This window comes from Pectobacterium parmentieri, assembly GCF_001742145.1.
In the GTDB taxonomy this organism is placed as follows: domain Bacteria; phylum Pseudomonadota; class Gammaproteobacteria; order Enterobacterales; family Enterobacteriaceae; genus Pectobacterium; species Pectobacterium parmentieri.
Map to the genome: position 1 here is coordinate 2,555,149 of NZ_CP015749.1, position 25,295 is coordinate 2,580,443.

A 25,295-nucleotide genomic window follows, 5' to 3' on the forward strand; every position below is an offset into this window, starting at 1 on the left:
CACCCGATTTACCGAGTCAGAGAGACGAAAAAGGCCGCTTTCGCGGCCTTACGTCGTGACTCCCAGCTAACCCAATTACTCAGGCTTAACCTCAATATAATCCAGATCCAGCGTACTGCTGGTGTAGCGGCGGATTTTATTGGTCATTTCAATATTACCATCCAGCTTCTGACCATAAGACGGAACAATCTCTTTCAGCTTGCTCTGCCATTCCGGCGTCGCCACTTTATCTTTAAATACTTTTTCCAACAGGCTCAGCATAATCGGCGCGGCGGTAGACGCGCCCGGAGAAGCACCCAGCAGTGCGGCAATCGAGCCATCCTGCGAGCTGACGATCTCAGTCCCCAACTTCAACACGCCGCCTTTATCATCATCTTTTTTGATAACCTGAACACGTTGGCCAGCGATTGCTAATCGCCAGTCTTCTTTCTTCGCGTTCGGGAAGTATTCCTGTAATGAAGCGAAGCGGTCATCATCATCCATCATGACCTGACCGACCAGATATTTCACCAGATCGAAGTTATCCAGACCGACATGCGTCATCGGCATCACGTTGGAGAAGGTCACTGAACCTATCAGATCCCACAGCGAACCGTTTTTCAGGAACTTACTGGAGAAGGTGGCAAATGGCCCGAACAGCAGGACTGGCTTGCCGTCAAAAATACGCGTATCCAGATGAGGAACCGACATCGGTGGCGCGCCTACCGAGGCTTTACCGTACACTTTTGCCATGTGGCGTTTCACGATTTCCGGGTTTTCTGTCACCAGGAATTCGCCACCGACCGGGAAACCACCGTATAGATCGGCCTCAGGAATACCGGATTTCTGCAATAGTTGTAATGCCGCCCCACCTGCACCGATAAAGACGAATTTCGCCTTAATTACACTCTCTTTCTCGCCGTTCTTCAGATCGACGTAAGTCACGCTCCAGGTGTTGTCTGCATTGCGCTTGATATCGCGCACTTCTGAATTCAGGTGCAACGCAAAGTTGGACTTGGTTTTCATCGCGCCAACCAACTGACGTGTGATTTCGCCGTAGTTCACGTCAGTACCGATAGGCATACGGGTTGCTGCAATTTTCTGAGCCGGATCGCGACCTTCCATCACCAATGGAACCCACTCTTTGATCGTATTGGGATCGTCAGAGAACGCCATGCCTCGGTACAACGTGCTGTGCTGCATCGCATCATAGCGGTGTTTCAGGAAGGCGGTATTTTCATCGCCCCAGACAAAACTGATATGCGGCACACTGTTAATGAAAGAGTGCGGATTATTCAGCACGCCGTTTTTCACCTGATAGGACCAAAACTGGCGCGAGATTTCAAATGCTTCAGTGATTTCCAGCGCTTTGCTGATATTGATTGGGCCGTCGGGATTATCCGGCGTGTAGTTGAGCTCCATGAAGGCCGAGTGACCCGTACCGGCATTATTCCAGCCGTTAGAGCTCTCTTCCGCCACGTTATCCATACGCTCAACCATATCAATAGACCAATCTGGCTGTAGCTCCTGTAGATACACACCCAGCGTAGAGCTCATAATGCCCCCGCCGATCAGTACCACATCCGTTGTCTTCTCTGTCGTTTTAGCATCTTCAGCCATCGCCAGTGGGGTGCTAACCACCACGCTCAGGCAAAAGAACATAGCAAGTAGTTTTTTCATGCTTATATCTCTATTTTTATAAGTGCAGGTAAATAGAATTTCAGGCATTCATTAACATGCGGGCGCACGACTATGAGTAAAAAGCATAGTTGTTATGACCTTTTTGTTAATCACTTTGCTAACAAAAAAATCAGCACGCTGACACATTTCAGCCACGATGAGCATCCGTAGCGGTTAATGACGTTACATTATTGTTATCTGACAGGAGGAAATAAATTTTAGTAAGTAAATAAATGCACAACAAAGTAATAACTTTTAAGAAACAAACCACAGAATCAGTAGGGGAAAAACACGTTTAGCCGTATTTTATAAAAGAAAAAGGCACCCACAGACAGGTGCCTTTGAAATGAGCGAGGCTATATAGCACCACTTGTAGCGCTACTTCGCTGAATCGATCTCGTCGAGCGAGTCTTCAATCGCGGCGGCATTTGGGTTCTGCTGAGGGGTGATTTGCCCATCACTGGCAAGGAAATCATGCCGTTGGAAGTAGGCTTCACGCATCATCAGGTACGGATCGGAAGAATTACGCAGCAAACCATCGGAATCCAACAGTTGCGCTCGCGTTTCTAGTCCCTCGATAGCCCACTTGCCCGCAGACATCCAAAACGTCAGATAGCTCAGCATCGGATACAGCGTATCCACGACATCACCGCCATCTTCACGCAGGGTAGCACTGCCGTAGCCCGGCACGACCAGATAAGGTCCATAGCCCATGCCATAGTTACCCAATGTGCTACCAAAGCGGCGAGACTCTTCTTTTGCCAGTTTAGGATTAGCCATCGATGCGACATCAATCAGACCGCCCATCCCAAGCAAGCTGTTCAGGAAAAAGCGGTTAAAGTGAATCATCGCTTTATACGGTTTACCTTCAACGAAGTAGTTTACCATCGTCGCAGGCTCTTCCAGGTTGCTGAAGAAATTCCCCAGCCCGTTACGCGCAGGCGTCGGCACATAATCGCGCCAGGCAACAGCGACCGGACGAACCAGATAAGGATCCAGAACGTCGTAATTGAAGTTGAACATGGTACGGTTAAAGCCTTCAAGCGGATCTGAACGTCCTTCTTGAGCGCGATCCCCGGAACTGGCGCAGCCGATCAGTAACACGCTGGCAAACACCACCCCACTCAGGCGGTAATTCATATCTGTTCTCCCTGATTTATAGTGTGCTATACCTGTAATACTTCAAGCCGCATGTGCGTTGGCTGCGTTCATTCACCCGAATCACTTACCAGAGTAAGCTCATTGGGATTCCCTCTCTTGCCGCCTTCCTGCAACTCGAATTATTGGAGGTATATACCCGCGACCGAAAATGGGTATTCCCACGATCGGCCCTAACCTATCAGGTTGGACCGATAAGGACGGGATATCGGCCAACAGTGTAACATTTTATTGATCTATCGCTACGCTGGCTTACGTATTACTGCCTTTTCAGAGGGTTGCCATTTTTTTTATCAGGACAACATACGCTATCGTGACAACGCGCTCCCCTACGTGGACGACAACACGATAGTTCGTTGTTCCGCTCAAAGCATAGCACTGCCAACCTAAATCAGTGAGACATAACGCGGCATCCCGCGTTGTAAAAAAGACTACGCTTACCCTCAGGGTTACCGCTACTCACGTCAGTACCGCTAGCCAAGTATCAACGGGTTCAGCACTGGGGGATTACTATGAATACATCCTCAGAATCCAAACATACCCGGCAAGAGAGAAAGAAGGACGTAGAGGTAGAAAACGAGGAAAAAGAACCGTCATAAAACGCTAATTGCCGACACTTTGAGCAAACGAACCGTTAAGTGCTTATTCTCAGAGCAAAAATGCGTATAATAGCCAAGCTTTATGTCCCCGTAGTTAAACGGATATAACAAGCCCCTCCTAAGGGCTAGTTACTGGTTCGATTCCAGTCGGGGACACCATTCACACTTCTCACAACGTCTACTCAAGTCAATAAAACCCAGTCATACCAAGCCCTAACGCTAAATGTCATTATCTCAACGTCTACTACAATCTATTGCAATCAACACATTTTAGGGGGTACATTTGGGGGTATTCCGTGTTCGGTCTAAAAGAGATACCCCCAGATGAAGTTAAACGCTCGTCAAGTCGATACAGCCAAACCCAAAGATAAGCCCTATAAGCTGGCTGACGGTGGCGGTTTATATCTGCTGGTCAATACCAACGGTTCGCGATATTGGCGGCTAAAGTATCGGATTGCAGGTAAAGAAAAGTTGTTGGCGGTGGGGGTATACCCAGATGTCTCTTTGGCTGATGCCAGATCAGCGCGAGATAAAGCAAAAAAAACGCTGGCCGCTGGTGGTGATCCATCTGAAAACAAAAAAGATGAAAAAGAGTCACTCAAGACACAGATAAAGAACACGTTTAAAGAGATCGCTTTGGAATGGATCGCCAGTAAAGAAAAAAAATGGTCTGCTGGATATGCCAGTGAAAACGTCGTGTTACTAACTAATAATGTTTTTCCCAAACTGGGAGATCGCCCGATAGCGGAGATTAAACCGCTGGAGCTATTGGAAATCCTCAAACGGATAGAAAACCGTGGCGCAACTGAGCAAGCCAGAAAGGTGCGCATGCGGTGTTCTGAAGTTTTCCGCTATGCGATCGTTACTGGACGGGCGAGTTATAACCCAGCCCCTGACCTAATCAGTGCGATGCAAGGGCACGAGTCAAAGCATCACCCCTTCTTGATAACAAAAGAACTGCCTGCTTTCTTCACCGCGTTATCTGAGTATTCAGGTAGTGCGCTGGTGGTACTCTCTGCCCACCTTCTCATTCTTACTGGCCTGCGTAATGGCGAACTGCGCGGTGCCTTATGGCAAGAAATTGATACCGAAAACGCTCTATGGGAGATCCCCACCGAACGCATGAAGATGCGCCGCCCTCACCTTGTGCCATTGTCCAGCCAGGCACTGAGCCTCATAGAGCAAATCAGGGAAATAACGGGTAACTACCCTCTGATGTTCCCTGGCAGAAATGATTCTCGTAAAACCATGAGCGAAGCCAGTATCAACCAGGTGTTTAAGCGAATTGGATATACCGGCAAAGTCACCAGTCACGGCTTTCGCCACACCATGAGTACCATTCTGCACGAACAGGGTTACAACACTGCATGGATTGAAACCCAGCTCGCCCATGTCGATAAAAACTCTATCCGTGGCACCTATAACCACGCTCAGTATCTGGATGGACGCAGGGAAATGCTTCAGTGGTATGCCGACTATATGGAAGCATTGGAGAACGGCGGTAATGTGGTTCATGGCTCGTTTGGGAAACGTGCATAACTGGATGGATAGACAGTTATAAAATACCTTAGTAGACTACTGTAGACGAATAAAGAATAGGCTATGTCTAGGTTGATCACCGAAAACCCGCACACCTCTGTGGGCTGGCATAGCCGCCGAAATTAGAGGGCGTGAGGTGGCGTTATGCTAGACATCGCTGAAGTACTTAAAGCGCGAGAAAGTGAGTTTGTTAGTTTGAGAGAGTTAGTTACACGTATTCGTTTGCAACAGCCACATGTCAGTGAATCCCAAATTGCAGATTTTCTTTATATAGAAAATTCTAATGGTGATCTTCCTGAATGGGTTCAACAAGGTATAGCGGGTACTATTGAGCCTACATACACTGATAATGATTATGATGGGGATCCTTCTTTAATATCGCTTCTCAAGGCCATTCGCGAGGAAGGATATATGCCAGAAGTTACGCCACCACCTGAACCGCCAATGGATTTCGACGACGATATTCCATTTTAACGGAGATAAAAATAATGAACGGATGGGGAAAACCAAATCAAGATCATTGGTCCGCTCCGCATTTTGATGCGTACGGTTTCAGGCGTTCTGAGTTAAAGGAATTGGCAGATAAACTCAGTATGGATTTATCCACCCCTCTAGAGGAGGTGACTCCAACTACTTTCAATAGCGCTGAAAGTATTAAACCCATGAGTGATGCTGATATTGAAATGCTCCGTATGGAGATTGATTCACTTAGGAGGCAAATCCGTAAACTTGAAAACGAACGTCCAATTTTGATTAAAAAATATAGGGACGATGATCCCCTTTATCTTGCTATTCAGATAAGGAATCAGGAGTGGGCTAAATACGACACCGAAAATGACAGAGCAACAAGAGGGAACCAAGTAGCAATAATCCAAACTCTAGAGGGAAAAGGATTTTCAAATGCTCAAGCAAAATCTATCGAAATGGTTGCATGTCCTATAAAACGTGGGTAACAACCATTACCCTAATGGTTTTATTTACGATATCACTGTTACCCCTGAGGGTAATAGATAGCTACCCTCAGGGTAGTTATCTATAAAAAATGGTCTATTACCCTTACCCCTCAGGGTAATCCCCCCAGAAAATACCATCATGCCTTATGGTATGAAAAATAACTTAATTTACATGTAATGATTATCTCGTAAACCGCAATAGACGTTACGAGGTAAATATGGCTCAGTCATTAATAAGATTCGCTGAAGTACAAAAACGCACTGGCTACAGTAAGGCATGGTTATACCGCCTTATGAAAGAACAGCGCTTCCCCACCGCTATTAAGATTGGTTCTCGTTCGATTGCTTTCGTTGAAAGTGAAGTTGATGAATGGATTAATCAGCGCATCGCAGAGTCTCGCGGGGAGGTTGCATAATGCAAATAAAAAACGCCCGTGCTACCGAGCGTCAACTTGAACAAATAAAACCTGCTGCGCAAACTAATATTGCTGGTGGACATAATAGCCAGCCAGAGCGGATAAGGCCAGTCCCTAAGAAGCACCGCGCACGAATTTTCATGCTGCGTTCCGGTACTGGCGGCTTTACTGAGAATGACATTCTCCTACATTGCCGACTTTCTTCTGGGAGGAACTATCCGTCAGAATTAGAAAGACTGCTTGATATTCGGTTAGAGCGAATTGACGAGCCAAACACGGACGGGATCGGCAGTCACTATCGTTATCGGTTTGCAAAGCGCGATGATATTTCTCGCGTCATTCAACTGGTAAATGCCAATGCCGATATTAACGGCCACCAGCCGCTTACCCAGCAAGAAATTAACCATATCATTAGCCTGTACCCGGATTACGCCGCCAGCTAACGGAGCCTGATTTATGAAATCAAAAAATAATGACCTCAACGGTCAGGGATTCGCTCACCCTGAAAACAGCCAGAGCGATATTTACAGCAATGACTTTGCCGCGATTGTCCCTGTTATTTCTGGTCGAATTTGTGGGCGTGAAAATAATATTGTTAGCGCCAAATCATTGCACACAGCGCTAGGCGCAGGGCGTGTATTTTCCAGTTGGTTTAATGGCCGAGTTTCTCAGTATGGTTTTGTGAAAGGAACAGATTTTGACCAATTAACACCGGAACGGGTGGAAATTACCGGAGCTGGTCGCCCTGAGGTTGATTACGCCATCACTTTGGATATGGCAAAAGAATTGGCAATGGTTGAGCGCAACGAGAAAGGCCGCGCTGTTCGTCGTTACTTTATCCAGTGCGAAGAAGCCCTACAGCGTAGCGTGCCGGAAGTGGCCGCACGTTTCAGACGCCAGCTAAAAGCCCGATTGACCGCTGCGAATTACTTCAAGCCGATGTGTGCCGCATTGGAAATCGCCCGCTCTGAACTGGGCAAGAAAACGCTACCGCACCACTACACCACCGAGAGCAACATGATCGCCCGCCTGGTATTGGGTGGCCTAACGGCAAAGGATTGGGCGCGGGTTAATGGTATTGCAGGAGAGCCACGCGACAGCATGAGCGCGGATCAGTTGGAATACCTTTCCTACCTTGAACAGACCAACATCACGCTGATCGAACTGGGGCAGGATTATCACCAGCGAAAAGCTGAGTTAACCCGACTGTCTCAACGCTGGATGGCAAAACGTTTGGGGGGGAACCATGCGTAATGCTTCCACGTGGTTAATGAACAATGCGCCGGCTGTATACGAAAAGCACCCACATCATTTCGCCGACGCAATTGTGCGTGCGCTGGCTGGCTATTCTTTTGACTTCTTGCGTTGCCGGTATTTCACCTCACGCTGTAAAGCAGAAACAACGAATTGCCCAGTTGTTTCACCCTCTTCCTTCAGTGCTTCAACCTCTTTAACCACTTCATGTGGAACACGGGCGGCAATAGTTTGCGACCGGCCATTAACTGCTTTTGTTGCCATATCAGTGTTTCTCCGTTTTAGGTGTTCAACAGTATGGCATGAAAAAAGTGATTGTAAACGCTTGACGTGTTCAACACCTTGCAATAGGCTGGTGTTCAACACCTTATCCACAGGTGTTACACAAATAACGAAGCCCAGCAGTGCGGGAACACTTACTGGGCTTCTCACCACACCGTTATTAGGAGTAACGCTATGGCTGATTCACAGTCTACCCAAACTCACCCCAAATTTATATGGCGCTTTCTGGCGCTGGGCATGTCGTCTCGCCGCATTATTCGCATTGTTGCCACTACCGAACGCGAAGCACGGGAAAAATCCCCATCTGGCTGTGTCATGGTTTTCGCTGGCCGCCTACCCGTTCAGGAGGTGCGCTATGTTCGATAACACCCCGTTAGCACTGGAAGAAATCATCGACCAATGCCGCGCACTGGCCTACGCCGCTGTTAACACCGATGAGCCGCAAGCGCGTGAAATCCTGTTATTCATCCTGCAAGAGCGCATCGATCACCTGTCCCACACCAGCCAGATAGAAACGGATGAGGTGGGACATGGCGCATAACCATTCACTGACACAAGCAGCCCAGCAAGCCGATAAGTTGGGCGTTCTGCTGATGATGCTGGAAATGACACACAGAGAGCTGGATGACGGCGATTTATCGACAGCGTTAGCACTGGCATGCGATTTATCCGGCACCTCATCCTCATGGCTACTGGAAGAGCAAAAACAGCGAGGTCAAGACCATGAATAACGCTATTCCGCTGGATTTGGCCGCATTCCGCGCTGGACAGATTTCCATCCTGTTTCACGTCATTCAGGAAATGGTGGAGAAAGAACACCTTTCCCCTCAGCTATCCGGCCTTATCGGGATCGCCAGCGATATGCACGCCGAAGTCCGCGAATCACTGGAACAGGAGACGGGAGAATGAAGGGTGGGATTGAAACAAAACTGACCATGCTCAGGGGCATTCTTGACCTGATGACCTGCTGCGACGATTCAACCGAACTTGACACACTCCGCAATGTCGCCTTAACCGCGCTGGTGGTGGTCGCTGAAATCAATGATGAGTATTGCCGTGCGCATTGCGGTGATAAACGTAACAAAGCCAAGAGAACCGCAGCATGAACAACATCATTTCTTTACCCCTGTCACTGGAACAGGAACGCGCCCCGTATATCGATGTTTCCCCTGATGGTGTCTGCCTGATGGCGCTGGACGGTGAAGGCGAATACGAAGTAGCAACGAGCCACCCGTTTGATTATGCCCTTTCCAGCCTGAATCGCGGCCATTATGACCATGACCCGTTAAATGGGGTGCGAGTGATCCATGCGCTGGCACAGGCTCAGGAAAAGGGCTATTTCCAGCCTGATGATCAGCAAAATTTGGAGATGTGGCGCTGGCTGGTGGCTTACGAATTCATGAAAGAGCAGCAGCGCAACGGTGCGCAAAGTACCACAGAGAACAGCGGCCATAGTGAGGTTATCTACCGAGGAAAACACGGCACAATGCGCATTTATCCCGATACGGAACGTTTTGCAATGGCGAACAATATCGAAGGCGCATTGATTGGGAAATTTGGCCGTGAACAAGGCACACGTAATGCCATTTTGTTTTATCAGGGAATGCTCGATCATCAAAGCACAGTGCCTGGACTGTCCGAGATGGGGCGGCAAACGCTGGCAGATATGCACGATGAATTTATTCAGATGTGTAATGCCAATGAATTACCACCCACACCAACGGCGCACTGAGGGCAAGTGAATGCGTAATATCGATTTTATCCGCAAGGTATCCGCCGTTGCTACTGGTCGCTGGCCTGATGTACTTTCTCAATTGGGGATCGAGGTTCCCCATCATCCAACAACGCTTACCCCTTGCCCGGCCTGCGGCGGTACCGATCGCTTTCAGTTCGATAATCTGGAAGGGCGCGGGACATGGCATTGCCGCCACTGTGAGCCGGAAGCCGGTGACGGGCTGGCGCTGGTGATGAACGTTCGCCAGTGTGCCGCAATGGATGCGGCGCAACTGGTGGCAGAGGTGTTGGGTATCGATGCCCGAACATGGGAACAACCCACCCGCCAGAGTGAACCGCCAGCGGAAAATAACGGGCGCTCTCCTTCCGTTGACGAAAAAGCCCAACGCTTTACCCCGCGTCTGGCGAAGCTAACCACGCAGGCACAGCCGGGAGAGTCTGCATATCTGGAAGGAAAAGGGTTAACGGGGTTTTCGTATCCGCTGCTGTCTGATGGCACTCTGCTGCTGGCGCTACAGGACGCGAACAGCACCACTACCGCCGCGCAGACGATAAAACCCGATGGTACTAAGCGACTGGTGACCGATTCCGCCAAACGTGGTGCGTATCACATTGTTAACGCCTCAGAACAGCCCGACACGGTGATTATCGGTGAAGGGCTGGCAACGGCGTTAAGCACTCACCTGATGCGTCCTGAGGCGCTGACCATCGCGGCTATCGATGCGGGCAACATGGTGCCGGTGGCAAAGGCGATGCGTGCTCTGTATCCCAATGCGCAAATCATCCTTGCTGCGGATAACGACATCGTGGCAGGTAAACCGAACGGCGGGAAGGACTGGGCAGAGAAAGCCGCCCGTAAGGTGAGCGGCTGGGTAGCCCTGCCGCCTACCGATGAAAAAGCAGACTGGGACGATTACCGCCAGCAATTCGGATTGGATGCCGCTACACAGGCGTTTACTGAATCGCTGTATCAGCTACAGGCCGATGTGCCGGCTGACGAAAAACAGAGTTGTGATGACCCGCTGAAGCCGCGTGTAGAAAGCCGCAAAGATGGCGTTTTCTGGATCACGCCCAAAGTGGATAAGGTCAGCGGTGAGGTGATCAACAACGAAAGCTGGCTATGCTCACCGCTAGACGTGATCGGCAGTGGCCGTGACGACAGCGATCAGTTTTTGATACTGCGTTGGCATGTTGCTGGGCGTAAAACGCCTGTCACCGCTGGGTTACCACTGGCCGATGTTGGTGAGCGGGAAGGATGGCGCACACTGAAAGCCGGTGGCGTGACCGTGACAACAAAAACCTTTCTACGCGCCATTCTGGCCGACTGGCTACAGAATCAGGGGAAAGCCGAACTCTGGCAGATCAGCCACACCACTGGCTGGCAATGTGGCGCTTACATCATGCCAGATGGGGATATTATCGGTTCACCGCTTCAACCCGTCTTGTTTCGGGGGCGCAGTGCTGCTGCTGGCGGCTATGCGGTTAAAGGATCGGCGGCAAGCTGGCAGGACGGCGTAGCCAAACTCGCACAGGGTAACCCCTCCATGATGACCGCGATCGCCGCCGCCTTAGCCGCCCCCCTAATCGGCCTGTCTGAATCAGACGGTTTCGGCCTGCATTTCTATGAACAATCCAGCGCAGGGAAAACGACTACCGCCAATGTCGCTACCAGCCTTTACGGTGATCCCGATGTGTTAAAACTCACCTGGTACGGCACAGCGTTGGGGATTGCTAACGAAGCCGAAGCGCACAATGACGGCCTGCTGCCACTCGATGAGGTGGGACAAGGCAGTGATGCGCGTTCTGTCTCCACCTCAGCCTATACACTGTTTAACGGTGTCGGGAAGTTGCAAGGCGCACGGGATGGCGGCAACCGTGAGCTAAAACGCTGGCGCACCGTGGCGATCAGCACTGGTGAAATGGACATGGAAACCTTTCTGACCAGTGCAGGCATAAAATCCAAAGCCGGTCAGTTGGTGCGCTTGCTTAATTTACCACTGGAAAAAGCGCAACAGTTCCACGGATATAAAAGCGGTAAAGATCATGCCGATGCGCTGAAAGCAGCGTATCGTGTCAATCATGGCGCGGCTGGCCGTGAATGGATACGTTACCTTGCGCATCACCAGAAAGAGGCGATTCAGGCTGTCAGAGAAGCTGAAAGCCGCTGGCGATCGCTTATCCCTTCCAACTACGGTGAACAGGTTCACCGTGTAGCAGAGCGTTTCGCCATTCTGGAAGCGGCATTGCTGGTGGGGAGAACGATCACGGGATGGAATGAGCAGGAATGTCGTGATGCCATACAACACTCCTTTAATGCCTGGTTGCGGGAGTTTGGCACAGGCAACAAAGAGCATCGGCAAATTGTCGAACAGTGTGAAGCGTTCCTGAATGCACATGGCCGGAGTCGGTTCGCCCCATACCCTTACGACCCTACCAGCCTGCCTATTCGGGATTTGGCCGGATACCGTGACGACAGAGGCAAGCACGATGATGCGCCGATGATTTTCTATACCTTCCCTGCGGCATTTGAGGGCGAGATCGCCAAAGGGTTTAATGCGAAGCAATTTGCGGAGGTATTAAAAACCACGGGGATGTTGACCCCGCCCACCAGCGGCAGAGGGTTTCAGCGTAAATCCCCCCGCATTGATGGACGACAGTTTAACGTGTACGTGATCCACTACATGCCAGAGGAAGAAGCCACGCAGGAATAATCCCCTACGTGCGAGAAAGTATGTTGGTTCAGTCAGTTCAGTTGGTTCAATCTGTTAGATTCTTTGTTTTATAAGGGAAATATTTTCTTTTTTGAACCAACACTGAACCAACAAACGGGCAATTTGAACCAACACGGCGATTATCCGATAATTTTCTGGCTGGATGCGTGAACCAACAACAATCACGGCTGAACCAACGTAATAAGGGCTATGTTGGTTCATATAAATCCAGCACTGGCGCGGCTTAGAAGCCCGTGAACCAACTGAACCAACCGAACTAACACCTTTCTGCTGATCTATAGAGATTCTTTCGGTAGAGTGTTTGAAGAAAACATATGTCATTAACTGAGTAGCTATTATTAATAAATATAAATTGGCTTTTAAAATTCATCATTAAAAAAAGGAAATCAGCATGGCAATTATTTATCATTATTGTAGCCCTGAGACATTTCATAAGATTATTGAAAATAAAACCCTATGGCTGTCCGCAACTAATAACATGAATGATTTTTCTGAAGGTAAATGGGTTGAGAATGTGCTTGCTAAGGTTCTGAATGATAATCATACAGATGATAATCATGAATGGTGCAATAATCTATGGAGAACAGTGGTCAGTAATAACCAAATAGCTTATGTAAGCTGCTTTTCAAAGGAAGGCGACACGCTAAGTCAATGGCGGGCTTACGCTCAGGATGGGGAAGGTGTTGCTATCGGATTTGATGAGGATAAGCTAGGATTAGGTTCGGGCATGCCAATTTGGCACGCTGCGGGGGGCGTTCATTCAATAAAACTAAATGAGATTGAATACATTGATACTCATGAATTACAAAGAGAAATAAAATCGATTATATTCAAAAAAGGAGGGCAATACATTAACAATGTAAATCACCTCTTTGAAATAACCGCAAAAATAAATCATTTATCCATGACGATTAAAAACCCCGCATTTGAAGAAGAAAAAGAAAAACGAATAATATACAAAGCACTCATAATGACAGACAAAGAAAACAGAACAACTCAAGCATTCCCAAGCATTGGGGATGTAAAATATAGAATATCAAATGGTTATTTGACTTCGTATTTTGATTTTAAATTTAATTCCAATGTTATTAAGGAAATAGTTTTAGGCCCGAAAAATAAATTTTCCCAGTATGATATAGAAACATTCCTTAGCATTAATGGACTAACAAAGGCTAACGTTGGAAGAAGTACAGCAACCTACAGGTAGCCGTTGCCTTCTATAAAAACATGCGCTAATTTACCGAAAGATACCGGAATATGGCTTAAAAACCACTCCGGTATTTTTTTGCCTAAAATCTGCCTAACTCCTAAGCCTGTATGGTTCGCCCAGCAGGCTTTTTTCATGGATACATACGATGGAAGCTCACGAATTAGTTGAAGCATTGCGCGAAGAAGAAAAGCACCAGGAAGAACAAGAAACCACGTTTGGCGGCACTGACCTGAGAATTGTCTACATCGGTGATAAGCCGGAAAAACGCATTGATTACAAGGGGCGTAAGTTTCTGTTTCGCCAGTCTACCCCTTCCGATGTTCCCCCCGTTGTTGCTGGATATTTGCTGGATAACTTTCCCCAAATGTTTGCCACACCGGAAAACGCCAAACGCAAGGCCGTACAGGTGGAAGAAGCCGAACGCCAGCGGCAGATTATTGCCGACTATCGCCGCCAGCAAGCGCTGGCACAAGAGCAGGCCGACGCCGTAGCAAACAGCTTTGTGGTGAAAATCGGTAATGATGCTATCGATTTGGCAAAGCTCACCAGCCACCAGTTACGTGAATTAGCGGAAGAAAATGGCGTAAATCCTTACTCACTCCCCCCGAATCCCAACGATATGCGGCGCTATCTGGTCGATCACTTCAATCAACGGAAGGTGCAGGCATGAGCGAGAAAGTATTACGTGAGAAAGCGGTGTGTGAAAAGGTTGGCATTAACAGGATTACGCTACGGCACATGTGGGAAAGCGACCAATTCCCCGCACCGTTCAGCCTTACCGGAAGTCGTGCCATTGGCTGGCGCGAAGCTGATATCGACGGGTGGATCGTCAAACAGTCCAGAGCGAAACGCCGTGCGGCCGTTATCGCTCGTCAAGTTTGGGGAAAACCAGAGCCGACCATGCCAGAAGCAATCAGCATGTTGGCACAACCTCTTTTTGAGCAGGAGTAAACACGATGTCATACGGTTTAATTGATATTGCGGCGCAGACGCGACAGCAAGGGTTACAAGGTATGCAACAGGCGGCAGAGCTGGAGCAGCAGCGCGAATCCGCTAATGAGCAATTAAAGGCACAGCAGAAAATGGCAGCCAACCAGATGAAAGGCACGATGGCGGGAATGGGCGCGGCTGGCGGTGCGGCTATTGGTGCCTCATCTGCCGCGATGGGCGCAACGTATGGCTCATGGGCTGGTCCGGTTGGCATGGGCGTAGGCGCAGCAGTTGGCTTGATTGCTGGCTCACTATTTTCATAATTTGGGGATTATTATGGCTGATGTAAGAGGATTAGCGGACGGCTTCCTTGCCGGATTCAATACGATGGATAACGCGCTACAGCGTCGGGAAGAATCGGAGCTACGGCGCTTTATGTTGGATCAGCAGCAGAAAAATGCCGACAGAAACTATGACATGGCGGTCAACACCCAGAACTGGCAGAAGTCTACCGATGAGCGCGATTACAATAATCGGGTTCAACAACAGAAAATCGGGCAGGAAAACAAGGTTCAGGATCTCGCACTGGACAAACGCCGCGTCGATATCTCAGCGGGGAGTCTGGCCGTTTCTCAGGCGAGTGAGAAACGACAGCAGCGGCAGCAGCAACTACAGGAGATGACCACGCGCTACGGGAATCTGGTTGAGGGTATTACGCTCTCTGCCCGTGCCGGAGACAAAGACGGCGCAACTCATCTGTGGTCACAACTTCCCCCTGACGCACAGCAATTTTATACAGCGCTAAATCCTGACTTCCTGACCAACTCCAACGCCGCACAGAGCGCCCTATACCTTAAATCACGCGCTCCGGCGCTCATGTCTGGGCAAATCAATCCTGATGACCCGAAAGTGATCGCAGCCACAAACAGTATTCTCCAGCCTGAATTATCGATTCGCACTGGCGAACTGGCCGACGATGGCAAGCCAATGAAAGCGCGGGAACTAACGCATATCATGCCCGATCCGCGCGGTGGCGATAACTTTTACTTTGGCGTGACCGTGACGCGAGAAGATGGCTCTACGTATCAAGCTCCGATCACACGTAACCGCTCTACCGATCCCAATGACCCACCGTTGCCGCTATCCAGCGAACAAATTATGAGGACGCTAGCACAGCGCTCCCATTTGCTGGGGATGGCGCACCCCAACCTTGAAGATGCTGATCCGTATGCCGACCCAGATCCGAACGCGCCTTTTATGCCCGTACAGGATTACATGCAGGTGCCGCAGCATGTCCGTGTTCAGCAGATTACCGCAGGAAAAACGCCCGCCGATATTGTTAATGACTACAACGCTTCAGGTATGGAGCGGCAAAAATACTTGGGCGAAATGAAAAAACAGCAACAAGTGTCTACAGATGGCAAGTTGCAAAGGCAGGACGTGATTGAAACGTATGACCAGCAAATCAAGACCATTGACGGTCTGCTTACCGATCCGGGATTTAGCACCTCTGTAGGCGCTGGATTAGGTGTAGTGACCAAGCATATTCCAGGCACTGACGCAGCCAGTTGGGATACTCGCTTTAAGCAATTTGGAGGACAGAACTTCCTTAGTGCGATTCAGGCATTGCGTGGCATGGGGGCGCTGTCTAACGCTGAAGGGGAACAAGCCCGTATTGCCGTGTCGGGATTAAGTGCTAGCCAGTCCGAAGAAGAATTTATCCGCCGTGCCAATGACCTAAAAACCTTTCTGACGGATAAACGAGATCGTTATGCGACGGCTTACGGGATGAACACCCATCAAGGGCAGGAGCAAGGCGAGCTGAAAACATTCGGCGGCAAACCCTTTTCTAATGAGCGTGTGGCCAACGCCAGCAAATGGGCGAAAATGCCAGGCGCGACGGTGGAAAAAGTGGAAGGTGGTTATGCTGTTCGCCTGCGGTCTGCTGGTGGTCAACACCAGCCTATTCCACCAAACCAGCCTGATAACACAACGGTAGCAGGCGCATCTGCACAACCCAACAATCCAGCAATACCGCAAACGGCGATCGACATGCTGCGCCAGCGACCAGATACCGCCCACCTGTTCGATCAGACCTTTGGACAAGGTGCCAGTCAGCACTATCTTGGAGGGCAACCTTCCCCAAAAGATGAAGGGCTGATCGGTGGTGGTCAGCCCGAACTTGCCCCAGACGTGCCGCAATATGCCCAGAGTATGAAGAAATCCCCCCAACAACCCACTCCTGCCACCGTAGAGCCGACCATTCAGGAACGCATCATGACGCAGGTCAGACAGTTGGGCATTCATCCTGAAATGGGCGCGGCCAGAGAATTCAGCACAGTGGACTGGAATTCGATGAAATCCAATCTGAAACACCTGAAGCCGGAACAGCAGCAGCAGATCGCCCAACAGATAGCGAACAAATTTGGCGGCAGCACCAGACAGGACGAGCAAGGGCGGCTCTTTGTGACTGTCCCTAGCGGGGAATACCTGCTTAACGGCGACGGTATGACGAGGGAAGCCGTAGAAGGGTTCGCCAGCACGTTACAGCCACAGCCACAGCCACAGCCACAGCCACAGCCACAGCCACAGCCACAGCCAGCGAGTGTTGGCGCTCCAGCAGAGGAAGCCAACCCTTACGCACAGTTTGTTACCCCTTCTTCTCCGCAAGACATACCAACCACCAGCCAAGAGGAAAATCCCTACGCGCAGTTTGTCCAGCAGACGCCAGAACCACGCAGCTTACTGCAAGAGGGCTTACTTGGTGTGTCTGAAGCGGGTGGCGCGATTGCACAGGCGGCGGTAGATACGGTTAATATCATCCCGATGATGGCTGATTCGTTCGCCAGTAGCGGGGCATGGATCGGTAGTAAGCTGGGGCTTGGTGATGGAACCTATGCGCCGTCACCTCGCTTGTCATTGCCAGATGGTGTCGGCCCACAGACGCAAGGCGGGCAGATTGCCGCTGATGTCTTGCCATTCTTGATCAACCCGGCATCACGCGCCGCCCCCACTGTTGGCAACCTAGCCGAACGTGTGGCTAATCTGGCTGCACGATTAGGTGCTGAAAGCGCTATCGGCTCAGCGGCACAGAATAGCGGAAATCAGAACATCGAGCAGGCAACCAACGAAACACTACAAGATTTAGCGGTTAACGCGGGGATCGGTGGTGTTGTGCGTGGTGCTGGCAATGTCATTGGTGCAGGTTATCGCGCCGCACGTGGAACAATCGCCCCAGAAGCACAAGCGGCTATCGATTATACGAAGCAAAATAACGCCCCGCTGATGACCAGCGACATGATGCCGCCGCAAACCTTTGTCGGTCGCTCAATTCAGGCCAACGCAGAAAAAATCCCAGCCGTGGGTACGGGACAAATGCGTGCGGATCAGCAAATGGCACGCTCCCGACTGGTGGATGAATTTTCACAGCGATACGGTGTTTACTCCGCTGCTGATGTGGTTCAGAGCATCGATAGGCAGAACTCAGCCGTTAAAAGCGCGGCTAAAAAACGCTTTAATGAAATTAAAGACAAAATGGATGCAAGAGGAGTAATTGACACCACGCGTTCTGTTTCTGTTATTGATGAAGAAATTGCCCGCCTATCAAGCTATGGTGGTACAAAAGATAAAACCACCATCAATAGGTTAACAGAATATCGGGATGAACTGGCAACGGGAAAACTCCATTTTAGTTTACTGGATGGACAGCGAACCCAATTCCGCACAGCCGTAAAAGATCAACGAATAGATATGTTACCCGCCTCTACACTTGCAGTGAATCGTATTTATACTGCTATGACCAAAGATTTAAACCGAGCGATAAGCAAAGAATTTGGCGAAAAAGAGGCACTCCGCTGGATGCACGCTAAAGCTATCTGGGCTGGAGAAGCTGATAAAGTTCAACATACCAAAATAAAGAAAATTCTGGAAAGCGGCCATATTACGCCGGAAAGCGTCAATGCTATGTTGTTCGATACTAAAAAAAGCCAGGTGGAGATATTATATAATTCCTTGGATAATAGAGGCCGCCAGTCCGCCCGCGCCGGATTAATTGCTAAAGCGCTGGAGGGCGAGGCTTCTCCTGATCGTTTCTTGCTAAGGCTTAACAAATACTCCGCGAATACAGGCATATTCTTTAAAGGTGAAGAGCGGCAATATCTTACTGGCTTGCAACGTTATTTGGAGAGTACACAACGTGCTTCTCAGGCGTCAGTGACCTTGCCTAATGGGCAGGTGGTGGCACAAGCTGGTTCCGTTATGGGACCGGGGTTAGCGGGTGTGTTTGGTGGTCCCGTACTCGCCGCAAAGGTAATCGGCACAATGGGAGCCTATGGCGCGGTTGGGCGAATATACGAAAGCCAACCGGTACGGGATGCGCTGCTAAGACTGGCGAACACACCCAAAGGAAGCACGGTATTTGAACGTCACCTTGAAGCGGTAAACCGTGCGATTACGGCTACCGCTCAAGGGATGGTGGAATAACGGTTACAAGCCACGGATGGCTCAGAATATCGTTTTAAGGGAAAAACCAACTATGCAGGCGGCTATTATAGTCAATGCGGTTAATATCTTCTTTGATAACTCTGTTAATTCGTTCAGTTTCTTGTCTGTTTCAGTGGGTTCGGCTTCATCATCAAACTCTGTAGGTGTATCGTCTATAACCTCAACCGATTCAATGGTGAAATTCTTTTTCTCTATATTCAGAGAAGAAATAAACGAAAATCTTTTTACTTCACTGTTTGGATTAACAATGATGTCAGGCAACTCACTATACATCTCAGAGTAGCCTGGTATCCATAGATTGACAATTGCAGAATTATATCCCTTATCGACTTTATTAATAAGAAGGGTAAAATCTTCTTCTGGAATGTAAAAATTAAACCCGAGTATGATGGGGTTTTCTGTGGGGGAGTCTGCATAAATCATGGGTCGGAAATAGCCAGAAAATTCCTTGAAGTAACCCATCTCATCGCTGGGGTATAGGTTAATCTCTATCTTTTTAATGAGTTGCACGGCGAATCTATCTTCAAGATCAAGGCTATCTAGGTTATCAGTATAGACATAACGGTTAAAGCTCTCACTATCTGCTTCTATTTTTATACAATGATTGCTTTCTTTCTTTAGTTCTACTAGGTCATTGGGTCTTTCGCCAGAATCTAAATTTAACGTTTTTATTATTTTATTGTCTTTATATGCTGAATAACTCGAAATGGCTGTTAATTTCGACGATGTTAATCGTAAGTGAGATAATTCATATCTATGGGAAATGCCTTTACCATCTTGTTCTGTAGTTATAATTGAGGCTGTTTTTCTATAAAAAACGTCTCCATTGAAAATCATTTTCATTCCTTATTGTTGAATAATATATCCAATAAAAATGAGGTCTTAATGTCCAGCATAATCGAACACACCTTACGTTTACACGAAGCCAGAAGCGCCAGCGCGTTTACCTCATCCTGCCGTGGTGGCGGTAAAATAGGCCGCGATCAGTATCTGGGAGCGTTATCTACCGCCAGCTTACACTATCCCGTAGGCTATGACCTGTTCATGCTCCGATATAAATCTGATACCCCAGCCAATGAAAGATTGCAAGCAGCGGTTAAAGAGTGGGTACATTTACAACGGAACACACCGGATCACGCTGTAGCAGCCTGCCTACTGGCTATCAATCTGGCAGTCTACCGCCCATTACCTCCACAACTTGCCCGACGCGCCAGCTTGTTACGCCGCTATGGTGCCAAGGCTGTTCGCACCAAGAACCTGATCAGCGGCCTCAATGCAGAGAAAAAACGCCTTGAGAACAAAACCAGCAGCAAGATAACGCAGGAACGCGCCGCCACGCTCGACAATCAGATAGTGTTGGAGAAGGCTTCACTCAGGCAGTGGTCAGAACAGGAAGCCGGTAATAGCGATGTATGCCCATGCTGTAAAGGTTCAGGTGAACAAATCAAAAAGTCTGGCAGCCATTGCCCTGAATGTGGTGGCGATGGCCGACTGGTATCTACAATCGACGATATCAGAAAATCGCTATCTGCAACGGGCGTGAAAGTTAATGAAGAAAGCTGGCGGGTTGACTATGTGCCGTTGGTCAATAGCTGCCTTCACTGGCTGGATGTGGAATATCACCAGGCTATCGAACAGTTGAAGCGAAAAATCCGACAAGAAGAAAATGCGCTGGTGTAACTGCGAAAAAAACTTGCGCAGATCTGCGAATTCTACGGTTCGCAAAACGAAACGTACTGGAATTCGCAAACGGCCTGCAACCCTTGCCATGTCTGCATCTATCCATAACGTGCAATTCGCCGTTGCGTAGGCGTTCGCAGATCTTTTCGTATTGATCATGGGGGAAAATTGCGCAATCGAACACGGCGTTACACCACATCACTTTCTTTCATTGGGCTGGATGCCCTCACCCTCCTGAAAAACGTTTCCGTTAACCTTCACATACCCATCATCCCCGCAACCTTCACACGGTGTGATGACGGTTTTACTGTTACCCTCAACGGAAACACGTTTCCCCTCTTTCTCGTCACTACACAAGCGAGTTACGGCACACGCTATTGGTATCAATGCCCCCAATGCGGAAAGCGTTCGACCAAGCTGTACGTTGATTTAGATAGGCTCACCTGCCGAACGTGCTCCGGCCTTTGCTATGCCAGCCAAAGTGAAAGCCAGTTAAAACGTTGGCGGCGGTTGGTACACATGGAAAATATGGCAAAGTTGGAACTGTGGCCGGATTACTGGAATCAGATAGCGCGGGTGGGGTTTAGCATGTCCAGACTTCCAAAACCCGCAGGTATCCGAGGCGACACGTTCCGCAGGAAATATCTGGAACTGATTCGGCTCAGGGTTAAATGTCTGCAAGCCCACCAGCTTTTAGTCAATGGAAAGCGCTGATGATGTGTAGTTTTTCTGTTTTGTGGGCTACTTTGTGCATTGGCTCTTTTGCGAATAAAAAACAACCAAAAACACCGCACACAAAACAACATGGGGGTATCATTGGGGGTATATATAAAAACACAATAAAAATAAAATATTAATAATCAAATAATTAAAAATCACGTCACACTCCAGTCGGGGACACCATTCACACTTCTCAAAGCGCGTCGTAAACTCCACTTTTCCTTGTAAATTCATAAAATTAAGTCATGTACATCGTTAGCTGCACACAGCAATCTTGTACCCACGCCTAAATAAAAACAGCGCTCACTATCGACTTCGGCCAGGAAGATTATCGACGAGTCTACTTTTGAGGTCAGGGCGAGCGCTATATTGTTCTGATAGGGTCTGAACATGATGAAACGTAGCAGACGCCCCCATAAAGCATTGATAGTGGCTTGAATAACAAAGAATATATACTTGCAGCCATGAATATCCTTATAATATCCATAGGATTTATTCACTATTTGTAAGGAATGTGTGTTTATTATGAAACGGGGTTATATAAAAAGCGGCATTTTACCTTTTCTTTTTCTTTCTCTCTCTATCGGGGCGCATGCGCAAGACTTCCCCACGTTTGTTACAGACTTCACCAGTGTGTTGCAAAAGAGTAAATTATCACAAAAAGACTATAACCAATTTATTGAACTCACTGACTCCTATTTTGTTCCAGCTAACTATGGTGTAAGCATAGCGAAAAAAGATAAAGTCAGTTATAAAAATAACGAAATAATGCCAAAACTTGAATCTGACTTCAGCTTTATCTTCAATGGTTCAAATGGAAAATCAGCTTTTATTTCATTTCTACAAGAAATAAAAAACCTACCGCCGTCAGAAAAATATTTTGAAAAATCCTACACGGATGCAGGATCGGTCTTCGTCATGAATTACTATATGCTGTCATCAGGTATCATTAATATCCAGATGGACATCGTTTCTCCTCCAGGCCTCAAAGGGATTGTTATTAATCTGCTTAACGAAAGGGAATCTGAACTTAGACAAGAAGCAGGCGAAAGGGCTTATATCTATCAATTCAAAAAAACAAATGAGACCTATAAGATGGTCAGCGCCAACGCCTATTCATCTTCAGATAAACGAATCTGCATGTCCTGCTAACGTGATTTCAATGGAATTGAAAATGATAAAAATCATAATAAAATCCCTATTATTGATAATACTTTCATCACACTATGTTAATGCAAATAATCTGGTGTGTCGTAGTCCTCTCGTCATTCAGTCGTTGATCAAAGAAGATCAAGAGAAAGCACAACCCATCAGCGATCGCGTATCCTTAGAGACAATTAAAAAAATTGAGTTTGAATATGACATCATTATCACAAAACTTAAAACAAAGAATAACCTAAGCTGCTTTGGCAAAGCCAAGATAAAAATCCCCTCCGAGGTGTTAAATTTTTTAAAATACTATCCCCTTATGGATAATGGAGATCCTAAAGCAAAAAGCATTTACCGCTCCAATCTCTATCTTCATAAAAAAGGGGATGGATATATTGTATCGGATCGTGTCTATTATAATGTTCATATTGCTGATAATCAGCAAGAAACCAATATTATGTATCCACATGATGAGTCAGTCTCGCGCACACTTTACGGCCTGGCCTGGTTACAAGAAAATGCAGCAAGGCTGGAAGAACAATCGCCACGATTTAAGTATAATAAAGCAATTGTCGAGTTCAGAGAGGCTGATAGTGAGTTAAATACTTACTGGAGTAGTCTACCTGATTATATTAAAGGGCAACTGAAAGGGGATGCACGGCAGTGGATAAAAAATAAAAATAAAAAATGCGGTGCAATAGAAACTATAGCGAATAAACCTCGTTCGATGGAAGAACATGCAAAAATTTATACCTGTCAACAGCAGATGACCAAGGAAAGGCTGACGCAACTTGGGTTGATTAAAAACAAGGAAAAAAAATGAAAAATATCCTTTACGCCATAATTGCGATTATCTTTTCTGCTACTTTAGCGTATGCAAAGAATGATTTTCAATGCAGCAATTCCAAAGCGGTTGAGGTCGTTAAAAAAACGTTTTCCGACCGCGCAAAATCCATGTTTTTTAAGTCTCCCTCTCAATCGGTTGATACTGTAAACGTTATTTACTCTAAAATCTCGACACAACCACGCTGGGGAGAAGCATTCTCATGCAGCCTTAGGGTTGAAATCCCAGTTAGTCAGGAGGTTGTCGATATCATTCTTAATGAAGATGATCTTTTGTACACAAAAGATCAGATGTATAAGATCGAAAAGGACATTTTCACTAAAACAGGTGAAAGCAGAGATAATAGACTCACCGATAACAAGATCGTCATTCCGTCCTTTGCCTACGACCTTAGCGTTCTTGATAATGGCAAGGAAATAAAAGTAGAAAAAGACACTTATGATGCGCTATCCAGAGCGATTTATGCCGTGGCCTGGCTCAGTGAAAACGCAGAAAAAATAACAAAAACCGCGCAAGATAAAAAACTTGCAAGCGAAAAGGACGAGTATCTTTTCTTTTTCACTGACGTATATGGAATATTGGAAGACGCCCCCGAAGACATAAAGAGAAAATTCCACGCATCTCAAGAAGTATGGGTTAAGGACAGAATTAAAAAATGCGGAAATATCGAATCGTTAGAGGCGAGTAATCTTTCAATCAAAGAACAAATTAATGCTTATCACTGCCATAATGTAACGATGAGTGAACAAGTATCGAGTTTAAATCCAAGCGAGGATTGATAATAACACCAATATGGATTCAGGCTATTGCTTCGTATTTTAGCAATAGCCTGGATATAAACCTCTCATCCTATTAGCTCAGCCATAACGAGCAACTAATCAGCTATCGCTCGACTGGACAGAGCGCTCAAAACAGGTCGACAGAGCAATATACCTATTCATTATTCAGAGATATGTTATTTCGAAAAAAAATTCACCTTGCTGAAAAATGCAACGATAGGGAGAGGTATGTTTGCTCACACCTCTCTTATCATGATTATTTCGATGTCGTTAGACTGGCAGCCGTGAATTCTGGATAGCCTGCCGGACGACCATTATTTAGGTTAGTCAGAAAATTGTTGTCCTTGAGAGGAATCGAGGCCGACCCATAGTCGAATGCGTTTAATCGGTTTCGCAGTTCCTGATTATTAATGCCATCACCAAACATGGTGTACCAACTGATGATGTCTGGCGTTACAAATTTTTTATACGGATTTTCCGCATTTTCATTCGTTTTAGAGAAACGAAAGGCATGGGTTAATGCCCCATCTTTGTGATAAACAAATTTCAGATGACCATCCTGTTTATCGATGCTCGCCGCATCTTTAGTCGTCAATTTTCCATGCGCACTGTAGCTACCATGCGTTACCACACCATTTTTAGTCCAGATTGCAACATGTTCCCAATCATGGCGGTGGCCTGAATTTACTCCATTCAGTATCTGATCTTTTAAAAAATAGAGTGAATAGAAACTACCACAATAGCGAGCACCACTAGAATTAACACAGGCGTACCGGTGCAGCGTATTTGACGAGTCAAGAAAGTTACTCCATCGGCACCCACCTGTTATATTGCCCGATGGTTTCAGCCCGCCGTTTTGCACACCACTACGGCTCACTCCGGCGCTGGGAAAGCAGCCATCAGAATCAAAATCAAATACTGGTGCAATCTCCCGCGCATCAATTCCGGATGGCAAGGATTGGTTTAATTTTGGGAAAGTATCTGCATGTGAAGAAAACGTAGTGAACAGTATTGAGAAGGCTAGCGCTCTTTTTTTTCCTAAAAGCATATTAACTCCTTGAATAAATGGTAGTCCTTTTAAAACCAACACTATCAATAGTCACAAAAATGTAACCATGATGAAAGTATGGAAAGATTACTTTTAGCAAGAAAGA

27 protein-coding genes and 1 tRNA gene are annotated in these 25,295 nt (G+C 47.5%); 23 read left to right on the forward strand and 5 right to left on the reverse strand.

Annotation, left to right across the window (positions count from 1 at the left end; translation table 11 throughout):
- Positions 1 to 75 precede the first annotated feature (75 nt).
- Positions 76 to 1,659, reverse strand: a complete 1,584-nt coding sequence (gene mqo, locus A8F97_RS11585; protein ID WP_014699101.1) for a malate dehydrogenase (quinone) — start codon at positions 1,657 to 1,659, stop codon at positions 76 to 78.
- 378 nt (positions 1,660 to 2,037) lie between these two features.
- A complete protein-coding gene (gene mlaA, locus A8F97_RS11590; protein ID WP_014699100.1) occupies positions 2,038 to 2,799 on the reverse strand; it encodes a phospholipid-binding lipoprotein MlaA in 762 nt (253 codons plus the stop codon).
- A gap of 701 nt (positions 2,800 to 3,500) precedes the next feature.
- Here mlaA and A8F97_RS11595 point away from each other — a divergent pair.
- The 7 genes from A8F97_RS11595 to A8F97_RS11625 all read left to right on the forward strand — a co-directional run bounded on the left by A8F97_RS11595 (position 3,501) and on the right by A8F97_RS11625 (position 7,578).
- A tRNA-Arg gene (locus A8F97_RS11595) sits at positions 3,501 to 3,575 on the forward strand.
- A 165-nt stretch (positions 3,576 to 3,740) separates the two neighbouring features.
- Entirely contained in the window at positions 3,741 to 4,955 is a 1,215-nt protein-coding gene (locus A8F97_RS11600; RefSeq protein WP_033071119.1) for a tyrosine-type recombinase/integrase, read from the forward strand.
- Between the two features lie 144 nt (positions 4,956 to 5,099).
- On the forward strand, positions 5,100 to 5,429 hold the full coding sequence (locus A8F97_RS11605) for a hypothetical protein (RefSeq protein ID WP_033071118.1): 330 nt from the start codon (positions 5,100 to 5,102) through the stop codon (positions 5,427 to 5,429).
- A 14-nt stretch (positions 5,430 to 5,443) separates the two neighbouring features.
- Positions 5,444 to 5,908 (forward strand): hypothetical protein, encoded by a 465-nt coding sequence (locus A8F97_RS11610; protein WP_033071117.1) that lies wholly within the window; start codon positions 5,444 to 5,446, stop codon positions 5,906 to 5,908.
- A gap of 218 nt (positions 5,909 to 6,126) precedes the next feature.
- Complete coding sequence (locus A8F97_RS11615; protein ID WP_033071116.1) at positions 6,127 to 6,324, forward strand: helix-turn-helix transcriptional regulator; 198 nt, start codon at positions 6,127 to 6,129, stop codon at positions 6,322 to 6,324.
- Positions 6,321 to 6,767 carry a hypothetical protein gene (locus A8F97_RS11620; RefSeq protein ID WP_033071115.1) on the forward strand — a complete coding sequence of 149 codons (447 nt, stop codon included), beginning with the start codon at positions 6,321 to 6,323 and terminating at the stop codon, positions 6,765 to 6,767. Before A8F97_RS11615 ends, A8F97_RS11620 begins: the two co-directional genes overlap by 4 nt.
- A gap of 13 nt (positions 6,768 to 6,780) precedes the next feature.
- Positions 6,781 to 7,578 (forward strand): antA/AntB antirepressor family protein, encoded by a 798-nt coding sequence (locus A8F97_RS11625; RefSeq protein WP_033071114.1) that lies wholly within the window; start codon positions 6,781 to 6,783, stop codon positions 7,576 to 7,578.
- Between the two features lie 90 nt (positions 7,579 to 7,668).
- Here A8F97_RS11625 and A8F97_RS24455 read toward each other — a convergent pair whose 3' ends face one another.
- Positions 7,669 to 7,842, reverse strand: coding sequence for a YlcI/YnfO family protein (locus tag A8F97_RS24455; RefSeq protein WP_005971433.1), 174 nt, complete (start codon positions 7,840 to 7,842; stop codon positions 7,669 to 7,671).
- A 192-nt stretch (positions 7,843 to 8,034) separates the two neighbouring features.
- Here A8F97_RS24455 and A8F97_RS11630 point away from each other — a divergent pair, with 192 nt between their 5' ends.
- From A8F97_RS11630 to A8F97_RS11685, 12 genes are all read left to right on the forward strand, one after another.
- Positions 8,035 to 8,226 (forward strand): host cell division inhibitor Icd-like protein, encoded by a 192-nt coding sequence (locus A8F97_RS11630; RefSeq protein ID WP_033071113.1) that lies wholly within the window; start codon positions 8,035 to 8,037, stop codon positions 8,224 to 8,226.
- Positions 8,216 to 8,401: a hypothetical protein gene (locus tag A8F97_RS11635; RefSeq protein WP_033071112.1), complete on the forward strand. Its 186-nt coding sequence runs from the start codon at positions 8,216 to 8,218 to the stop codon at positions 8,399 to 8,401. Before A8F97_RS11630 ends, A8F97_RS11635 begins: the two co-directional genes overlap by 11 nt.
- Positions 8,391 to 8,591 carry a hypothetical protein gene (locus A8F97_RS11640; protein ID WP_033071111.1) on the forward strand — a complete coding sequence of 67 codons (201 nt, stop codon included), beginning with the start codon at positions 8,391 to 8,393 and terminating at the stop codon, positions 8,589 to 8,591. Before A8F97_RS11635 ends, A8F97_RS11640 begins: the two co-directional genes overlap by 11 nt.
- Positions 8,584 to 8,769 carry a hypothetical protein gene (locus A8F97_RS11645; RefSeq protein ID WP_033071110.1) on the forward strand — a complete coding sequence of 62 codons (186 nt, stop codon included), beginning with the start codon at positions 8,584 to 8,586 and terminating at the stop codon, positions 8,767 to 8,769. The genes A8F97_RS11640 and A8F97_RS11645 overlap by 8 nt, the downstream gene beginning before the upstream one ends.
- Positions 8,766 to 8,966, forward strand: coding sequence for a hypothetical protein (locus tag A8F97_RS11650; RefSeq protein WP_033071109.1), 201 nt, complete (start codon positions 8,766 to 8,768; stop codon positions 8,964 to 8,966). The genes A8F97_RS11645 and A8F97_RS11650 overlap by 4 nt, the downstream gene beginning before the upstream one ends.
- Positions 8,963 to 9,592 (forward strand): hypothetical protein, encoded by a 630-nt coding sequence (locus A8F97_RS11655; protein ID WP_050512639.1) that lies wholly within the window; start codon positions 8,963 to 8,965, stop codon positions 9,590 to 9,592. The genes A8F97_RS11650 and A8F97_RS11655 overlap by 4 nt, the downstream gene beginning before the upstream one ends.
- A gap of 10 nt (positions 9,593 to 9,602) precedes the next feature.
- Positions 9,603 to 12,305 (forward strand): TOPRIM and DUF927 domain-containing protein, encoded by a 2,703-nt coding sequence (locus tag A8F97_RS11660; RefSeq protein WP_033071108.1) that lies wholly within the window; start codon positions 9,603 to 9,605, stop codon positions 12,303 to 12,305.
- A 412-nt stretch (positions 12,306 to 12,717) separates the two neighbouring features.
- A complete protein-coding gene (locus A8F97_RS11665; RefSeq protein ID WP_050512638.1) occupies positions 12,718 to 13,533 on the forward strand; it encodes a DUF2971 domain-containing protein in 816 nt (271 codons plus the stop codon).
- 148 nt (positions 13,534 to 13,681) lie between these two features.
- Entirely contained in the window at positions 13,682 to 14,206 is a 525-nt protein-coding gene (locus A8F97_RS11670) for a hypothetical protein (protein ID WP_033071107.1), read from the forward strand.
- Entirely contained in the window at positions 14,203 to 14,487 is a 285-nt protein-coding gene (locus tag A8F97_RS11675; protein ID WP_033071106.1) for a helix-turn-helix transcriptional regulator, read from the forward strand. The genes A8F97_RS11670 and A8F97_RS11675 overlap by 4 nt, the downstream gene beginning before the upstream one ends.
- 5 nt (positions 14,488 to 14,492) lie before the next feature.
- Entirely contained in the window at positions 14,493 to 14,789 is a 297-nt protein-coding gene (locus A8F97_RS11680; RefSeq protein ID WP_033071105.1) for a hypothetical protein, read from the forward strand.
- Positions 14,790 to 14,802: 13 nt separating this feature from the next.
- Positions 14,803 to 18,948 (forward strand): hypothetical protein, encoded by a 4,146-nt coding sequence (locus A8F97_RS11685; RefSeq protein WP_033071104.1) that lies wholly within the window; start codon positions 14,803 to 14,805, stop codon positions 18,946 to 18,948.
- Positions 18,949 to 18,969: 21 nt separating this feature from the next.
- Here A8F97_RS11685 and A8F97_RS11690 read toward each other — a convergent pair whose 3' ends face one another.
- Positions 18,970 to 19,806, reverse strand: a complete 837-nt coding sequence (locus A8F97_RS11690) for a hypothetical protein (protein ID WP_033071103.1) — start codon at positions 19,804 to 19,806, stop codon at positions 18,970 to 18,972.
- Between the two features lie 48 nt (positions 19,807 to 19,854).
- On the opposite strand from A8F97_RS11690, the gene A8F97_RS11695 reads away from it, so the two are divergent.
- The 4 genes from A8F97_RS11695 to A8F97_RS11715 all read left to right on the forward strand — a co-directional run bounded on the left by A8F97_RS11695 (position 19,855) and on the right by A8F97_RS11715 (position 24,141).
- Entirely contained in the window at positions 19,855 to 20,649 is a 795-nt protein-coding gene (locus A8F97_RS11695; RefSeq protein WP_033071102.1) for a TIGR02642 family protein, read from the forward strand.
- A gap of 1,245 nt (positions 20,650 to 21,894) precedes the next feature.
- Positions 21,895 to 22,521: a hypothetical protein gene (locus A8F97_RS11705; RefSeq protein WP_033071101.1), complete on the forward strand. Its 627-nt coding sequence runs from the start codon at positions 21,895 to 21,897 to the stop codon at positions 22,519 to 22,521.
- Between the two features lie 22 nt (positions 22,522 to 22,543).
- The gene (locus tag A8F97_RS11710; RefSeq protein WP_025919203.1) at positions 22,544 to 23,341 is read left to right on the forward strand and encodes a lysozyme inhibitor LprI family protein; all 798 of its coding nucleotides are present in this window, start codon (positions 22,544 to 22,546) and stop codon (positions 23,339 to 23,341) included.
- A complete protein-coding gene (locus tag A8F97_RS11715; RefSeq protein WP_033071100.1) occupies positions 23,338 to 24,141 on the forward strand; it encodes a hypothetical protein in 804 nt (267 codons plus the stop codon). The genes A8F97_RS11710 and A8F97_RS11715 overlap by 4 nt, the downstream gene beginning before the upstream one ends.
- Positions 24,142 to 24,397: 256 nt before the next feature.
- Here A8F97_RS11715 and A8F97_RS11720 read toward each other — a convergent pair whose 3' ends face one another.
- Positions 24,398 to 25,189 (reverse strand): NPP1 family protein, encoded by a 792-nt coding sequence (locus tag A8F97_RS11720; RefSeq protein WP_033071099.1) that lies wholly within the window; start codon positions 25,187 to 25,189, stop codon positions 24,398 to 24,400.
- Positions 25,190 to 25,295: the final 106 nt, after the last annotated feature.

Excerpts from the sequence above, each read along its gene's own strand:
- mqo (WP_014699101.1), bottom strand. The coding sequence starts at position 1,659 with ATGAAAAAACTACTTGCTATGTTCTTTTGCCTGAGCGTGGTGGTTAGC.
- mlaA (WP_014699100.1), bottom strand. The coding sequence starts at position 2,799 with ATGAATTACCGCCTGAGTGGGGTGGTGTTTGCCAGCGTGTTACTGATC.
- A8F97_RS11600 (WP_033071119.1), top strand. The coding sequence starts at position 3,741 with ATGAAGTTAAACGCTCGTCAAGTCGATACAGCCAAACCCAAAGATAAG.
- A8F97_RS11605 (WP_033071118.1), top strand. The coding sequence starts at position 5,100 with ATGCTAGACATCGCTGAAGTACTTAAAGCGCGAGAAAGTGAGTTTGTT.
- A8F97_RS11610 (WP_033071117.1), top strand. The coding sequence starts at position 5,444 with ATGAACGGATGGGGAAAACCAAATCAAGATCATTGGTCCGCTCCGCAT.
- A8F97_RS11615 (WP_033071116.1), top strand. The coding sequence starts at position 6,127 with ATGGCTCAGTCATTAATAAGATTCGCTGAAGTACAAAAACGCACTGGC.
- A8F97_RS11625 (WP_033071114.1), top strand. The coding sequence starts at position 6,781 with ATGAAATCAAAAAATAATGACCTCAACGGTCAGGGATTCGCTCACCCT.
- A8F97_RS24455 (WP_005971433.1), bottom strand. The coding sequence starts at position 7,842 with ATGGCAACAAAAGCAGTTAATGGCCGGTCGCAAACTATTGCCGCCCGT.
- A8F97_RS11630 (WP_033071113.1), top strand. The coding sequence starts at position 8,035 with ATGGCTGATTCACAGTCTACCCAAACTCACCCCAAATTTATATGGCGC.
- A8F97_RS11635 (WP_033071112.1), top strand. The coding sequence starts at position 8,216 with ATGTTCGATAACACCCCGTTAGCACTGGAAGAAATCATCGACCAATGC.
- A8F97_RS11640 (WP_033071111.1), top strand. The coding sequence starts at position 8,391 with ATGGCGCATAACCATTCACTGACACAAGCAGCCCAGCAAGCCGATAAG.
- A8F97_RS11645 (WP_033071110.1), top strand. The coding sequence starts at position 8,584 with ATGAATAACGCTATTCCGCTGGATTTGGCCGCATTCCGCGCTGGACAG.
- A8F97_RS11650 (WP_033071109.1), top strand. The coding sequence starts at position 8,766 with ATGAAGGGTGGGATTGAAACAAAACTGACCATGCTCAGGGGCATTCTT.
- A8F97_RS11655 (WP_050512639.1), top strand. The coding sequence starts at position 8,963 with ATGAACAACATCATTTCTTTACCCCTGTCACTGGAACAGGAACGCGCC.
- A8F97_RS11660 (WP_033071108.1), top strand. The coding sequence starts at position 9,603 with ATGCGTAATATCGATTTTATCCGCAAGGTATCCGCCGTTGCTACTGGT.
- A8F97_RS11665 (WP_050512638.1), top strand. The coding sequence starts at position 12,718 with ATGGCAATTATTTATCATTATTGTAGCCCTGAGACATTTCATAAGATT.
- A8F97_RS11670 (WP_033071107.1), top strand. The coding sequence starts at position 13,682 with ATGGAAGCTCACGAATTAGTTGAAGCATTGCGCGAAGAAGAAAAGCAC.
- A8F97_RS11675 (WP_033071106.1), top strand. The coding sequence starts at position 14,203 with ATGAGCGAGAAAGTATTACGTGAGAAAGCGGTGTGTGAAAAGGTTGGC.
- A8F97_RS11680 (WP_033071105.1), top strand. The coding sequence starts at position 14,493 with ATGTCATACGGTTTAATTGATATTGCGGCGCAGACGCGACAGCAAGGG.
- A8F97_RS11685 (WP_033071104.1), top strand. The coding sequence starts at position 14,803 with ATGGCTGATGTAAGAGGATTAGCGGACGGCTTCCTTGCCGGATTCAAT.
- A8F97_RS11690 (WP_033071103.1), bottom strand. The coding sequence starts at position 19,806 with ATGATTTTCAATGGAGACGTTTTTTATAGAAAAACAGCCTCAATTATA.
- A8F97_RS11695 (WP_033071102.1), top strand. The coding sequence starts at position 19,855 with ATGTCCAGCATAATCGAACACACCTTACGTTTACACGAAGCCAGAAGC.
- A8F97_RS11705 (WP_033071101.1), top strand. The coding sequence starts at position 21,895 with ATGAAACGGGGTTATATAAAAAGCGGCATTTTACCTTTTCTTTTTCTT.
- A8F97_RS11710 (WP_025919203.1), top strand. The coding sequence starts at position 22,544 with ATGATAAAAATCATAATAAAATCCCTATTATTGATAATACTTTCATCA.
- A8F97_RS11715 (WP_033071100.1), top strand. The coding sequence starts at position 23,338 with ATGAAAAATATCCTTTACGCCATAATTGCGATTATCTTTTCTGCTACT.
- A8F97_RS11720 (WP_033071099.1), bottom strand. The coding sequence starts at position 25,189 with ATGCTTTTAGGAAAAAAAAGAGCGCTAGCCTTCTCAATACTGTTCACT.